This window comes from Pseudomonas sp. Irchel 3A18 (assembly GCF_900187465.1).
Taxonomy (GTDB): domain Bacteria; phylum Pseudomonadota; class Gammaproteobacteria; order Pseudomonadales; family Pseudomonadaceae; genus Aquipseudomonas; species Aquipseudomonas cichorii.
Genome location: NZ_FYDI01000015.1, coordinates 77,020 through 90,141, shown reverse-complemented (window position 1 = coordinate 90,141; position 13,122 = coordinate 77,020). Strand labels below are relative to the sequence as shown.

Annotated in this window: 13 protein-coding genes; 8 read left to right on the top strand and 5 right to left on the bottom strand. The window is 60.1% G+C overall.

All coding sequences use genetic code 11. The annotated features are described in order from the left end of the window. Positions 1-3: 3 nt before the first annotated feature. From fecE to CKW23_RS22135, 4 genes are all read left to right on the top strand, one after another. Positions 4-795 (top strand): Fe(3+) dicitrate ABC transporter ATP-binding protein FecE, encoded by a 792-nt coding sequence (fecE, locus tag CKW23_RS22150; RefSeq protein WP_095068353.1) that lies wholly within the window; start codon positions 4-6, stop codon positions 793-795. A gap of 167 nt (positions 796-962) precedes the next feature. Continuing rightward, a complete protein-coding gene (locus tag CKW23_RS22145) occupies positions 963-2,057 on the top strand; it encodes a BMP family ABC transporter substrate-binding protein (protein WP_095068352.1) in 1,095 nt (364 codons plus the stop codon). A 77-nt stretch (positions 2,058-2,134) separates the two neighbouring features. Further along, a complete protein-coding gene (locus CKW23_RS22140) occupies positions 2,135-3,103 on the top strand; it encodes a 2-oxoglutarate and iron-dependent oxygenase domain-containing protein (RefSeq protein ID WP_095068351.1) in 969 nt (322 codons plus the stop codon). Between the two features lie 76 nt (positions 3,104-3,179). Beyond that, the gene (locus tag CKW23_RS22135; RefSeq protein ID WP_025258370.1) at positions 3,180-4,133 is read left to right on the top strand and encodes an adenosine deaminase; all 954 of its coding nucleotides are present in this window, start codon (positions 3,180-3,182) and stop codon (positions 4,131-4,133) included. A gap of 51 nt (positions 4,134-4,184) precedes the next feature. Here the strand turns inward: CKW23_RS22135 and CKW23_RS22130 are convergent, their stop codons facing one another. Then, a complete protein-coding gene (locus tag CKW23_RS22130) occupies positions 4,185-4,877 on the bottom strand; it encodes a helix-turn-helix transcriptional regulator (protein WP_025258369.1) in 693 nt (230 codons plus the stop codon). Positions 4,878-5,324: 447 nt separating this feature from the next. After that, positions 5,325-6,236, bottom strand: coding sequence for a LysR family transcriptional regulator (locus tag CKW23_RS22125; protein ID WP_025258368.1), 912 nt, complete (start codon positions 6,234-6,236; stop codon positions 5,325-5,327). Between the two features lie 116 nt (positions 6,237-6,352). Between CKW23_RS22125 and CKW23_RS22120 the strand changes: the two genes are divergently transcribed. Then, positions 6,353-7,366 carry a zinc-binding alcohol dehydrogenase family protein gene (locus CKW23_RS22120; RefSeq protein ID WP_095068350.1) on the top strand — a complete coding sequence of 338 codons (1,014 nt, stop codon included), beginning with the start codon at positions 6,353-6,355 and terminating at the stop codon, positions 7,364-7,366. Between the two features lie 52 nt (positions 7,367-7,418). Here CKW23_RS22120 and CKW23_RS22115 read toward each other — a convergent pair whose 3' ends face one another. Together CKW23_RS22115 and CKW23_RS22110 are read right to left on the bottom strand one after the other, a co-directional pair. Beyond that, the gene (locus CKW23_RS22115; RefSeq protein WP_095068349.1) at positions 7,419-8,615 is read right to left on the bottom strand and encodes a multidrug effflux MFS transporter; all 1,197 of its coding nucleotides are present in this window, start codon (positions 8,613-8,615) and stop codon (positions 7,419-7,421) included. Positions 8,616-8,706: 91 nt separating this feature from the next. Continuing rightward, positions 8,707-8,907, bottom strand: a complete 201-nt coding sequence (locus tag CKW23_RS22110) for a heavy-metal-associated domain-containing protein (RefSeq protein ID WP_025258365.1) — start codon at positions 8,905-8,907, stop codon at positions 8,707-8,709. Between the two features lie 146 nt (positions 8,908-9,053). Between CKW23_RS22110 and CKW23_RS22105 the strand changes: the two genes are divergently transcribed. From CKW23_RS22105 to cueR, 3 genes are all read left to right on the top strand, one after another. Further along, complete coding sequence (locus CKW23_RS22105; RefSeq protein WP_025258364.1) at positions 9,054-9,434, top strand: hypothetical protein; 381 nt, start codon at positions 9,054-9,056, stop codon at positions 9,432-9,434. Between the two features lie 69 nt (positions 9,435-9,503). Further along, entirely contained in the window at positions 9,504-11,702 is a 2,199-nt protein-coding gene (locus CKW23_RS22100) for a cation-translocating P-type ATPase (protein WP_095068348.1), read from the top strand. Further along, a complete protein-coding gene (gene cueR, locus CKW23_RS22095; protein WP_025258362.1) occupies positions 11,699-12,100 on the top strand; it encodes a Cu(I)-responsive transcriptional regulator in 402 nt (133 codons plus the stop codon). Before CKW23_RS22100 ends, cueR begins: the two co-directional genes overlap by 4 nt. 60 nt (positions 12,101-12,160) lie before the next feature. Here cueR and CKW23_RS22090 read toward each other — a convergent pair whose 3' ends face one another. After that, positions 12,161-13,057, bottom strand: a complete 897-nt coding sequence (locus tag CKW23_RS22090; protein ID WP_025258361.1) for a PA4780 family RIO1-like protein kinase — start codon at positions 13,055-13,057, stop codon at positions 12,161-12,163. Positions 13,058-13,122: the final 65 nt, after the last annotated feature.

Sequence of the window (13,122 nt, the reverse complement as noted above, 5' to 3'; positions counted from 1 at the left end):
TCCATGAGCATTCTCCAGGCACAGCAACTCGACATCGGCTACGGCGATACCCGTATCGTGCAGGCGCTGTCGTTCAGTCCGCCGCCGGGCAAGGTCACGGCATTGATCGGCCCCAACGGCTGCGGCAAGTCCACCTTGCTCAAGGCGTTCGCCAGGATTCTTACCCCGCAATCGGGCACGCTGAGCCTTGACGGTCAGGCCTATGCGCAGCTTTCGCCACGCGAGCTAGCGCGCAAGATTGCCTTTCTGCCGCAGGTGCTGCCAATTCCCGAAGGCGTCAGCGTGCGGCAACTCGTGGCTTACGGGCGCAGCCCCCATAACAGCCTGTGGGGACGTTTGAGCGGTGCCGACCGCAGCAGTGTCGATCAGGCCCTGCAACGCATGGAGCTGGAAGCACTGGCCGAGCGACCTCTTTCCGACCTGTCCGGCGGGCAGCGCCAGCGGGCCTGGCTGGCGATGGTCCTGGCGCAGGATGCCGCCATCGTTCTGCTGGATGAACCCACCACTTATCTGGACATCAGCCATCAGGTCGAGCTGCTGGACCTGATGCGCCAGCTCAGCGCCGAGGGCAAGACGGTCATCACCGTGTTGCACGACATCAACCAGGCCTGCCGCTATGCCGACCATCTGGCGGTGATGCAGGCGGGACGTCTGGTGGCCAGTGGAACGCCCGACGAAGTGCTGGATGCCGAGCTGGTGAGCCGGGTTTTCGATGTGCAGGTGCAGATCATGCGTGAACCGGTGGCAGGCACGCCGATGTGCATTGTCGAGCGCAGCACGCGCTGCACCAGTTAGAAGCGCGGCAAGCGCTTCTGCACCTTCGGGCTGCATGCCTTGACAGGCCTTGAGGCCGGGAAACGGCAGCCCGTCACAAGTTGTCTTTGTGGTCAGTTTTTTGCATTGGCTGGAGGCATACCCCGCTTAGTCGGTCATGCCAACAAGATTGCAAGGAGCTAGACCCGATGCACCTCTCCAACCCACGTCGTCCTCTAAAAAAACTGCTGTGTGCCATGGCTGCCGTTGTCGGCCTGGGTTCCAGTCTGCTCGCTTCGGCTGCCGATCCCCTGAAAGTCGGCTTCGTCTACATCGGCCCCATCGGCGACCACGGCTGGACCTATCAACACGAGCAGGGCCGCAAGGCGATGGTCGCGGCGCTGGGCAACAAGGTCAGTAGCAGTTACGTCGAGAACGTGCCGGAAGGTGCAGACGCCGAGCGCGTGATTCGCAATATGGCCAAAGGTGGCTTCGACCTGATTTTCAGCACCTCTTTCGGCTACATGAACCCGACGCTGAAGGTTGCCAAGCAGTTCCCGAACGTGAAGTTCGAGCATGCCACCGGCTACAAGCAGGACAAGAACATGGGCACTTATCTGGCCCGCACCTATGAAGGTCGTTATGTCGGCGGCTTCCTCGCGGCGAAGATGACCAAGACCAAGAAGATCGGTTATGTCGCCTCGTTCCCGATCCCGGAAGTCCTGCGCGATATCGACGCCATCCAACTGGCACTGAACAAGTACAACCCCGGTACTGAAATCAAGGTGGTGTGGGTCAACTCCTGGTTCGATCCGGGCAAGGAAGCGGATGCCGCCAACGCGCTGATCGATCAGGGCGTGGACGTGGTGTTCCAGCACACCGACAGCCCGGCACCGATCCAGACCGCCGAGCGCCGTGGTGTCTACGCGGTTGGCTATGCTTCGGACATGGCGCACTTCGGGCCGAAGGCGGTCCTGACGTCCATCGTCAACAACTGGGGCCCACATTACATCCAGGCTACCGAAGGCGTGATTGCCGGCACCTGGAAACCTCAGGACTACTGGGGCGGCCTGAAGGAAGGCACGGTTGAACTGCCGATCAGCGATATCGTTCCGGCTGACGTGAAAGCCGAAGCCCAGAAGATCATCGCCAGCATCGAGAGCGGCGAATTCCATCCATTTACCGGCCCGATCAAGGACCAGACAGGCGCAGTGAAGATCCCAGAAGGCAAGGTCGCCACCAATGCCGAGCTGGCCTCGATGAACTACTACGTTGAAGGCATTACGGCAGAACTGCCCAAGTAATCTGCATGCGAGCAGGCCGGCATACGTCCGCCTGCTCGCCTCCTTCATGTTGCACCACGAACACTCAGGAATGGTTCATGAACCCGCTTCCCATCATCGACATCGCTCCGCTCTACACGCCTGACGAACACGCCTGGCAAGCCGTTGCCAGCCAGATCGATCAGGCCTGCCGCGAGTGGGGCTTTTTCTACATCAAGGGCCACCCGATCACGGCCCAGCGTATCGAACAGGTACTGAGCACCGGTAAGCAACTCTTTGCTCTGCCCCAGGCTGAAAAACTCAAGATCGATATCACCCAAAGCTCGCATCACCGCGGCTATGGCGCCATTGCCACCGAGCAACTGGATCCGACCCTGCCCAGCGACCTCAAGGAAACCTTCGACATGGGCCTGCACATGGATGCAGCCCATCCCGATGTGCTGGCCGGCAAACCCTTGCGCGGACCGAATCGCCACCCGGACATACCGGGCTGGGAAAGCCTGATGGAGCAACATTATCTGGATATGCAGGCCCTGGCCCAGACGCTGCTGCGGGCCATGACCCTGGCCCTGGGTATCGAACCTGACTTTTTCGATCAGCGCTTCAAGGATCCGGTCAGTGTCTTTCGCATGATCCATTACCCGCCACGCCATACCGCAACCTCCACCGAACAGCAGGGTGCCGGAGCCCATACCGATTACGGCTGCATCACGCTGTTGTATCAGGATGCCGCCGGTGGGCTGCAGGTCCGTGACGTGCGCGGCCAATGGATCGACGCACCGCCCCTTGAAGGCACGTTTGTGGTCAACATCGGCGACATGATGGCGCGCTGGAGCAACGACCGTTATGTGTCCACCCCACACCGGGTCATCAGCCCGCTGGGTGTCGACCGCTACTCCATGCCCTTCTTCGCGGAACCGCATCCGGACACCCGTATCGAATGCCTGCCAGGTTGCCAGAGCGAAGCCAGCCCCGCACGCTACCCTGTCACCACCTGCGCGGAGTTTCTGCTGTCACGCTTTGCCGACACCTATGCGTATCGGCGCGAGCAGGAGGCCATTACCTGAACTAGCGGTCAGGTTTTACCCTGCCGGTGCGCTGCATCTGTAGAATGCCGCCATCTGCACCTGATGAGAAAAGAACATGTACGACTGGTTGAACGCCCTGCCCAAGGCAGAATTGCACCTGCATCTGGAAGGCTCCCTGGAGCCTGAGTTGCTGTTCGCTCTGGCCGAGCGCAACAAAATCGCACTGCCCTGGAACGACGTCGAGGCCTTGCGCGGGGCTTATGCCTTCAACAATCTGCAAGAGTTTCTGGACCTCTACTATCAGGGCGCGGACGTGCTGCGCACCGAGCAGGATTTCTACGACCTGACCTGGGCTTACCTGCAACGCTGCAAGGCGCAGAACGTCATCCATACCGAACCCTTCTTCGATCCACAGACCCACACCGACCGGGGCATCCCGTTTGAAGTGGTACTGGCAGGCATCACCGGAGCCCTCAAGGATGGCCAGTCGCAACTGGGCGTCAGCAGCGGCCTGATCCTGAGCTTCCTGCGTCACCTGAGCGAAGAAGAAGCCGAGAAAACCCTGGATCAGGCACTGCCGTTCCGTGATGCATTCGTGGCCGTGGGCCTGGACAGCTCGGAAATGGGCCACCCGCCCAGCAAATTCAAGCGTGTTTTCGACCGCGCCCGCAACGAAGGCTTCCTGACCGTGGCCCATGCCGGTGAAGAAGGTCCGCCCGAGTACATCTGGGAAGCACTGGATCTGCTGAAGATCCAGCGAATCGATCATGGTGTACGCGCCATCGAAGACGAGCGCCTGATGCAGCGGATCATCGACGAACAGATTCCGCTGACCGTCTGCCCGTTGTCCAACACCAAGCTGTGCGTGTTCGACCATATGTCCCAACACAACATTCTCGACATGCTGGAGCGTGGCGTGAAGGTCACCGTGAACTCCGATGACCCGGCCTACTTCGGCGGTTATGTCACCGAAAACTTCCACGCGCTGCACACCCATCTGGGCATGACTCAGGATCAAGCAAAACGTCTGGCGCAAAACAGTCTGGATGCGCGTCTGGTCAAACCGTAATCAACGGCATCGCGGGCAGGCGCGCAAGGCGCTGCCCGCCATTGCGCAGCATCAGGCCGCCGAGGCTATCTTGCCGATTTCACGCTGCCCGTTGGACGAAACCTGCAACGTGCTGGACTCCTCGGTGGGGCGCAACCATCCCATCTGAATGAACAACTGCAAAAGCCCTGCACCCAGCGCGCCGCCAAGATGCGGGCTGCGCTCGCTCCAGTCCGGGCAGACACAGACCGTCTCCCGTTGTCGCAATGCCAGCGCCGGAACATAGATGCCTCGCTCGGCGAACTTGGCCATTCCCTTGCTGGTCACCTCGACCCGCTGCTCCATCTGCTCGATCCAGCCGGCCCCCAGCAAACGCTGGTAAAGCTCGGCGGCCATTTCCCCTCCCAGGTGATCGGAACAGATACGTGCGCGACGTATGGGCAACGGCGGCATGGGTTGCGCCACATTGCGGCTGATCTGGTCGGCACTGACCATCGAGGCATTGGCCAGCGCCTCCACGGCGGCCCCGATTTCAGGCGCTGCCAACCGGAAGAAACGTGTGCGCCCACGTGCCTCCTGTTTCAACAGTCCGCCACTGGCCAGTCGCGCCAGATGCGCACCTGCCGAAGACGTCGAGAGCCCCGCCATTAATGCCAACTCGTTGGCAGGACGAGCGGTACCATCCATCAATGCCCAAATCATTGCGCTACGCTTGGGGTCGGCCAGCAGTGTCGCAATCTGACTGATGCAAGGTGCATATTCCATGTATTCACTCCCTGTTGAAACATTCGTCTATAGCGATGGCATATTGATAACAATCCCGCTCCCGTAAAGTTGAAACGTGGATCCAACCTGAAATGACAAGTATAAACTCTATGACCTGCAACCCGATCAGGTAAAAGTTACATTAACCCGATCAACACCAGACATATTTGTAACGCAACGCCCGAAGTTTGCAGGACCTTCCCGAAGATGAAAACCCTAATATTTCCGTGGAGACGTCGCAATTCAAAGCCTTCCGTTCTCCGGCCTCCAGAGCACATCGCAAAAAACCGCAAGCCCTTGGTACCAAGGCAACGGAAACACTCCATCGCAGTCGTTTGCAATGCCTGTCCTTATGTTGGCACTTTGAAATTGAAAACTGTATTTACCTCTTATATTTTCCGAAGTATCCGTCAGTCTTTTCCTAAAATTCTTTAGTCTTTCAAACAACTAACGACTTGCGAGTGCAGAATGTCGCGTACATCGAGTACGAAGCATTTCGAGCAACAGATTTACCGGCTTGTTCAGTTGTACTCGATGAGCACATAACAGATTCAGCGGCACGGCTTCGCCGCGCAAATGCGGCATCAATACTTTAAGGCGTCCGGCATGGACATCGGCGGCGATATCCAGCCATGAGCGGTAAGCCACTCCCGCCCCCGCCAAGGCCCAGCGACGCACAACGTCACCATCGGGGCTGAAGCGGTTGCCGCCCACGGTCAGGCTCACTTCTCGCCTGCCATCGTGAAAGGTCCAGTGATCGTGAATCCGGTCACCGAGCATGAGCAACAGGCAATTATGCTGCGCTAGCTCGCCCACATGCTGCGGTTCGCCATGGCGAGCCAGGTAATCGGGAGACGCACACAACACCCGACGATTGTCAGGCGCCACAGGCCGAGCCACCAGACTCGAATCCCCAGGTTCGCCATAACGCAGGGCCACATCCACAGGTTGGCGAAACAGATCGTCGACCCGGTCGCCCACCAGCAGGCGTACGGACAATTGCGGGTGTTGCTGCTGAAACTCATCGAGCCAGGGCAGCAGGACATTGCGACCGAAATCCGAAGGTGCCGAGAGTTGCAGGACGCCATTGCAGCTTTCCTGATTGCTGGCCAGCAGGCGTCGACCGTCTTCCAGGCTGCCAAGGGCTGCACGGGCATATTCCAGAAAGCCTTCACCGTCGGCGGTCAGGCGCAAACTGCGCGTGGAACGTGCCAACAGGCGCACGCCAAGCTGCTGCTCGATGCGCTTGAGTGCCGCACTGGCCACTGCCGCCGACATGTCCATGCTCCGTGCCGCCGCAGACAGACTGCCCAGATCAGCCGCCCGCACAAACAACTGCAAATCATCGAAACGCAGCATTCCAGCCCCGGATTATCAAAATAATATTGAAAGAGAGTACCGTTTTAGCGGCTTTTATCTTTAATGGAAATGGCGAATCATCTGCTCATCAACTTTCCCGTCTCAAGGAGCCTTGCATGAAAGCCATCGCCTATTACCAGTCACTGCCCATCAGCGACCTCAATGCGTTACAGGACATCGAGCTGCCAGAGCCGGTTGCGGGTGCTCGCGATGTATTGGTGGAGGTCAAAGCGATTTCCGTGAACCCCGTGGATACCAAGGTTCGGCAGAACGTCCAGCCCGAAGCCGGCGCTGCCAAGGTTCTGGGTTGGGATGTGGCGGGCGTGGTGAAAGCGGTCGGCAGCGAAGTGACGCTGTTCCAGCCAGGCGACAAGGTGTTCTACGCCGGCTCGCTGACACGGCCCGGCGCCAACAGCGAATTGCATGTGGTGGATGAGCGAATCGTCGGACACATGCCCAAGTCCCTGAGCTTTGCCCACGCGGCGGCTCTGCCCCTGACGGCGATTACTGCCTGGGAATTGCTGTTTGAACGTTTGCAGATCGCAGAGGGCCAGGCTGATAAAGAGCAGAGCCTGTTGATCGTCGGCGCAGCGGGCGGTGTCGGCTCGATCCTGACGCAACTGGCTCGCCAACTGACTTCACTGAAAGTCATCGGCACCGCTTCGCGCCCGGAAACCAACGCATGGGTGCGCGACCTGGGCGCTCATGAAGTTATCGATCACAGCAAGCCGCTAAGCGAAGAACTCAAGCGCATCGGCCAGAATCAGGTGACTCACGTCGCCAGCCTGACCCAGACCGATCTGCATCTGGACCAGTTGGTGGAGTCGCTCCAGCCGCAAGGCAAACTGGGCTTGATCGATGATCCCAAGGCGCTGGATATTTCCAAGCTCAAGCGCAAGAGCCTGTCGCTGCACTGGGAGTTCATGTACACCCGCTCGATGTTCGAGACACCGGACATGATCGAACAGCACAACCTGCTCAACCGGGTCGCCGAACTGATCGACGCCGGAACCCTGAAAACCACGTTCGGGGAACACTTCGGCACCATCAACGCCGAAAACCTGCGTCGCGCCCATGAGCTGCTGGAAAGCGGCAAGGCCAAGGGCAAGATCGTGCTTGAAGGGTTCTGATAACAGGAGCGAATTCATTCGCGAATGAATTCGCTCCTGCCTGGATGCAGAATTAGCCAGACAGGGCCTGCGAATCACGGCGCGCCTGCACGCGTCGGGTATACAGCGCAACCACCGTTGCAAGCACACCACACAAGCTGATCACGACCGCCATAGGCGTTGCCGTGCCGTCATGCAGTACACCCACCAGACTCGCCGCGCCCGCTGCGACACTGAATTGCAAGCATCCCATCAGCGCCGACGCACTACCGGCCCGCGCCCACTGACCATTCATGGCGCAAGCCGAAGCATTGGGGATGATGCAGCCCAGGCTGGCAATGCAGATGAACAGCGGGACCAGCAACGGCCAGAGCTGTTCGGTGCGCAGGCTGGCAATGCCCAGCAGTGTCAGGGCTGCCGCCAGATAGACCCAGATGGTACGCAGCAACAGGAAAGCCGGGCTGCGCTTGCGCAACAGACGTGCATTGACCTGAGCCACCAGAATGAACGCCGCCGCATTCATGCCGAACAGCCAGCCGTAATGCTCGGCTGGGACGCCATACAACTTGATGAACACGAAAGGCGAACCGGCGATGTAGGAGAACATCCCGGCCATGACAATACCGCCGGTCAGGGCATGGCCGATGAAGACCCGGTCCTTGAGCAAGTTGCCGTACTGCTTCAACGCGCCACGCAGCGGCTGACGCGGAACACTGGCTGGCATGCTTTCCGGCAAACCCATGGCCACGGCCGCAAGGCACAGCGCACTGAAGATCGTCAGGCACAGGAAGATCGATTGCCAGCCAGCGACATTGACCAGCACGCCCCCCAGCATCGGCGCCAGAATCGGCGCAAGCCCCATGACCAGCATCAACTGCGAGAAGACCTTGGCCGACTCCACGGCATTGCATTTGTCACTGACAATGGCCCGCGCCAGCACCATACCGGCACAACCACCGAGGGCCTGAACGAAACGCGCTCCGATCAGCCAGTCCAGGTTCGGCGCGAAGGTGCAGGCCAGCGAAGCCAGCGTGAAGAGCGTGACACCGACCAGCAACGGAATCCGCCGACCAAAACGGTCTGCCACAGGTCCATAGGCCAGTTGCCCGATAGACAGGCCCAGGAAATAGGCTGCCAGGGTCAACTGCACGTGCTTTTCGTCGGTTCCGAAATACGCCGCCATGGCGGGGAAACCGGGAAGATAGAAGTCGATGGCCAACGGGCCAAAGGCGCTCAAGGCACCAAGAATGAGAATGGTCTTGAAATTCATTGGGGGTCCAGACGTGTGCAAGGCAGCTGGTTAGTCTAACCGGCTTGCCTTGCCCATAACGCCGGACAGGGAAAAATTAATTCAGGACTTTTCAACCATCAGGCTGTGCCTGATACCCCTCTTCGCCGATCAGTTCGATGAGCCGCTCTGTGGATAACGCACTTTGCACACGCACTTGCGAACTGGCCAGGTCGACCTGTACCTCGGCGGACGGATCATCGTTCTTGATGACCAGAGTCACTGCACGGACACAATGCCCGCACGTCATGCCTTGTACCTTCAATAACTGCATGCCGATGCTCCTTGAGTGATGGATGCGAGGCATCTTCAACCTTGTCATCGTGGCAAGGTCAAGTTTCTGTTTTTCCTGCCGGGCTGGTATTAGTTGCAGGGCTGGGCCAAGCTTCGTCATCGACGTCTACAGCAGGAGTATCAGCCATGCGCTGGTCAGTATTGAGCCTCTTCGGCATTCTCGGTCTCTTGGCCGCTTCCCCCGGCGTTCAAGCCGCTCAGGACTACGGCATCCTGATTATTTCCCGAGAGCGCCTGGAAGTCGCGACTTCCTGCGAAATCGGCATCTATATTCAGGACCAACTGGCCGGCCGTCTGTTCCAGGAAGACTCCGTGTCCTTCAACCTGCCACCGGGCGAGGTTTCGGTGCGCCTGCGCAGGCTGCCAGGCAACGTGGTCGGCTGCGCAGCCGGAATGGAGGCCCAGAGCAGCACCAAGATCAGGCTGCGCGCCGGGGATATTCTCAAGTACCGCATCGCCACCGACCTGAACGGCATGTACCTGAAGAAAGCCGACCTGAACTATTGATTCGCGCTTGACCTTGCCCATGTGGCAAGGTTGACCCTTGCAGGCATCAAGCCTTCAGGGAGTGAAAAGATGCAAGAACCCACCACCTTCGACCTGCCGATCACCGGCATGACTTGCGCAAGCTGCGCAGGTCGGGTCGAGCGTGCCCTGGCCAAAGTGCCCGGGGTTACCAGTGTCACGGTCAACCTGGCCAGTGAACGCGCCCATGTACAAACCGGGAACGGAACCGACCCGCAGACGTTGATCGACGCCGTGAGCCAGGCAGGCTATGGCGCGACACTGCTGCAGAACGAGCAGGCCGATGCCGCCAGCAGGATCCGCCAACTGAACCGCGAACGCTGGGCCTTGGTACTGGCGCTGGCCCTGGCCTTGCCGCTGGTCATGCCCATGTTGCTGGGCCCTTTTGGCGTGCAGTGGATGTTGCCCGCCTGGGTGCAAGTCGCGCTGGCCACGCCGGTGCAATTCATCCTCGGCGCACGCTTTTACGTCGCAGCCTGGAAAGCGGTGCGGGCAGGCGCCGGAAACATGGACCTGCTGGTTGCCATCGGCACCAGTGCAGGATACGGCCTGAGCCTCTATCAATGGATCACCGCCACGCCCGGCAAGATGCCGCATCTGTATTTCGAGGCCTCGGCCGTGGTCATCGCGCTGGTGCTGCTGGGCAAATACCTGGAAAGCCGCGCCAAGCGCCAGACCGCCAGCGCTATCCGCGCCCTGGAAGCATTGCGTCCGGAGCGCGCACTGCAAGTGATCGACGGGCAGGAGCACGATGTCGCCATCAGCGCCTTGCGCCTCGATGATCTGGTGCTGGTCAAACCCGGTGAGCGCTTCCCGGTGGACGGGCAGGTCGTGGAAGGTCGCAGTCATGCCGATGAAGCCCTGATCAGTGGTGAGAGCCTGCCGGTGGCCAAACAGCCCGGCGACAACGTCACCGGCGGCGCCATCAACGGCGAAGGCAGGTTACTGATCAGGACCACAGCCCTGGGCACCCAGACGGTACTGGCGCGCATCATCAAGCTGGTCGAGGACGCTCAGGCAGGCAAGGCGCCGATCCAGAGGCTGGTGGATAAAGTCAGCCAGGTGTTCGTGCCTGCCGTGCTGGTCATCGCGCTTTTTACCCTGACAGGCTGGATGCTGACCGGTGCCTCGCTGGAAGTCGCCTTGATCAATGCAGTGGCGGTGCTGGTCATCGCCTGCCCTTGCGCCCTTGGCCTGGCAACACCCGCCGCGATCATGGCCGGAACGGGCGTGGCGGCGCGCTACGGCATTCTGATCAAGGACGCCGAAGCACTGGAGCGCGCCCATGAAGTGGACGTCGTGGTGTTCGACAAGACCGGCACACTGACCTGCGGCACACCCCGTATCACCAACATGATTGCCGTGAAAGGCAACGAAGAACAGTTGCTGGAAAGGGCAGGCGCCCTGCAACGCGGCAGTGAGCATCCGCTGGCCAAGGCGGTGCTGGATGTGTGTCGTGAGTGGCAACTGAAGCTGGACAGCACCGAACACAGCCAGGCCCTCACCGGGCGCGGCATCGCCGGAGACGTCGAAGGGCATCAACTGGCCCTGGGCAACCGGCGTCTGCTGGAAGAAAACAACTTGCAGATGGGCGAACTGGCCGAGTCCGCCAGAACCTGGGAGGCCGAAGGCAGAACCCTGTCCTGGCTGATCGAACTGGGACCTCAACCGGTAGTGCTGGGCATGTTCGCGTTTGGCGACACCCTCAAGCCCGACGCGGAACAGGCCATGCAGCAACTGAGCGCACGAGGCATCAGTTGCCACTTGTTGACCGGCGACAATCCCGGCAGCGCCAGAGCGGTTGCAGAGGCGCTGGGTATCCGCAATGTACACGCTGAAGTGCTGCCCGACGAAAAAGCCTCGATCGTTGAAGTCCTGAAAAGGGACCATGTAGTGGCCATGGTCGGTGACGGCATCAACGATGCACCTGCCCTGGCGGCTGCCGATATTGGTATCGCCATGGGCGGCGGCACTGATGTGGCGATGCATGCCGCCGGGATCACCCTGATGCGCGGCGATCCGCGCCTGGTGCCCGCAGCACTGGAGATCAGCCGCAAGACCTACGCCAAGATCCGCCAGAACCTGTTCTGGGCCTTTGTCTACAACCTGATCGGTATTCCGCTCGCGGCCCTGGGTTATCTCAACCCGGTGCTGGCAGGAGCCGCCATGGCCTTGTCCAGTGTCAGCGTGGTGAGCAACGCGCTGCTGTTGAAGACCTGGAAACCGGATGACGTGGGAGACGCGCAATGAACATCGGTCAGGCGGCCAGCAAAAGCGGCTTGAGCGCAAAGATGATTCGCTACTACGAGTCCATCGGGCTGCTGCAGGCTGCCAGTCGCAGCGACAGCGGCTACCGGCTGTATCGCTCCGAAGACTTGCACACACTGGCGTTCATCAAGCGCTCGCGGGATCTGGGCTTTTCACTGGAAGAGGTCGGCAAGTTGCTGACGCTCTGGCAGGACCGTCAGCGTGCAAGTAGCGATGTGAAGGCGCTGGCTCATAAACACATCGCCGACCTGAATCAGAAGATCGAAGAACTGGCGAGCCTGCGCGATACTCTGCAGGAGCTGGTGGAACACTGCCACGGCGACGACCGCCCCGATTGCCCGATCCTCAGGGACCTGGCTTCGGGGGGTTGCTGCACCTGAACGATACAACCCTTCGCGAATGAATTCGCTCCTGCACGGCGCCGCAGGAGCGAAATCAAACTACTGCATCCAGGGCGGAGGCGGTTCTTCGTTGGGTTTGCCCGGTGGCGCATCGTCAGCGGCACGGGCGGCCTGACGACGGGCTTCATCCAGACGCGCCGCTTCGATCTCGCGCAGCACACCCCTGACGTCAGCCGCCTCCTCCTCATCCTCGAACTGGCCTGTGAGCACCGTAGACGGTGACAGCGTACCGGCTTCGTAATACGACCACATTTCCTTGGCGTAACGAGTCGCCTTGAGCTCAGGCGCAAAGCGGCCAAAGTAGGAAGCCATGTTGCCCACATCCCGCTCCAGCATGCTGAAGGCGTGGTTGTTGCCAGCCGCATCCACCGCCTGAGGCAAGTCGATGATAACCGGCCCGCTTGGCCCCAGCAGCACGTTGAACTCGGACAGGTCACCGTGCACCAGACCGGCACACAGCATCAGCACGATCTGCTCGATCAGGAAAGCGTGGTATTCCCGCGCCTGATCCGGCTCCAGCACCACATCGTTCAGACGTGGCGCTGCATCGCCGTACTCGTCGGCAACCAGCTCCATGAGCAGCACGCCTTCCAGAAAGTCGAAAGGCTTGGGAACCCTGACGCCGGCACTGGCCAGACGGAACAAGGCTGCCACTTCGGCGTTCTGCCATGCGTCTTCGGTTTCCTTGCGACCGAACTTGGACCCCTTGGCCATGGCCCGGGCCTGTCGGCTGTTGCGTACCTTGCGGCCTTCCTGATACTCGGCCGCCTGACGGAAACTGCGTTTGTTTGCCTCCTTGTAAACCTTGGCACACCGCAGCTCCTTGCCACAGCGCACCACATAAACAGCTGCCTCTTTCCCACTCATGAGAGGGCGCAGCACCTCGTCGACCAGACCGTCTTCGATCAGGGGTTCAATGCGTTTAGGAGTTTTCATCAGCTTTTATTGTGGGTCCTTTGTTGCCAGATACGCGATTGTTGCCGTTATACGGCAATCCTCCG

Bases quoted from the DNA above. Each gene is read 5' to 3' on its own strand.
- fecE (WP_095068353.1), top strand. From the start codon at position 4: ATGAGCATTCTCCAGGCACAGCAACTCGACATCGGCTACGGCGATACC.
- CKW23_RS22145 (WP_095068352.1), top strand. From the start codon at position 963: ATGCACCTCTCCAACCCACGTCGTCCTCTAAAAAAACTGCTGTGTGCC.
- CKW23_RS22140 (WP_095068351.1), top strand. From the start codon at position 2,135: ATGAACCCGCTTCCCATCATCGACATCGCTCCGCTCTACACGCCTGAC.
- CKW23_RS22135 (WP_025258370.1), top strand. From the start codon at position 3,180: ATGTACGACTGGTTGAACGCCCTGCCCAAGGCAGAATTGCACCTGCAT.
- CKW23_RS22130 (WP_025258369.1), bottom strand. From the start codon at position 4,877: ATGGAATATGCACCTTGCATCAGTCAGATTGCGACACTGCTGGCCGAC.
- CKW23_RS22125 (WP_025258368.1), bottom strand. From the start codon at position 6,236: ATGCTGCGTTTCGATGATTTGCAGTTGTTTGTGCGGGCGGCTGATCTG.
- CKW23_RS22120 (WP_095068350.1), top strand. From the start codon at position 6,353: ATGAAAGCCATCGCCTATTACCAGTCACTGCCCATCAGCGACCTCAAT.
- CKW23_RS22115 (WP_095068349.1), bottom strand. From the start codon at position 8,615: ATGAATTTCAAGACCATTCTCATTCTTGGTGCCTTGAGCGCCTTTGGC.
- CKW23_RS22110 (WP_025258365.1), bottom strand. From the start codon at position 8,907: ATGCAGTTATTGAAGGTACAAGGCATGACGTGCGGGCATTGTGTCCGT.
- CKW23_RS22105 (WP_025258364.1), top strand. From the start codon at position 9,054: ATGCGCTGGTCAGTATTGAGCCTCTTCGGCATTCTCGGTCTCTTGGCC.
- CKW23_RS22100 (WP_095068348.1), top strand. From the start codon at position 9,504: ATGCAAGAACCCACCACCTTCGACCTGCCGATCACCGGCATGACTTGC.
- cueR (WP_025258362.1), top strand. From the start codon at position 11,699: ATGAACATCGGTCAGGCGGCCAGCAAAAGCGGCTTGAGCGCAAAGATG.
- CKW23_RS22090 (WP_025258361.1), bottom strand. From the start codon at position 13,057: ATGAAAACTCCTAAACGCATTGAACCCCTGATCGAAGACGGTCTGGTC.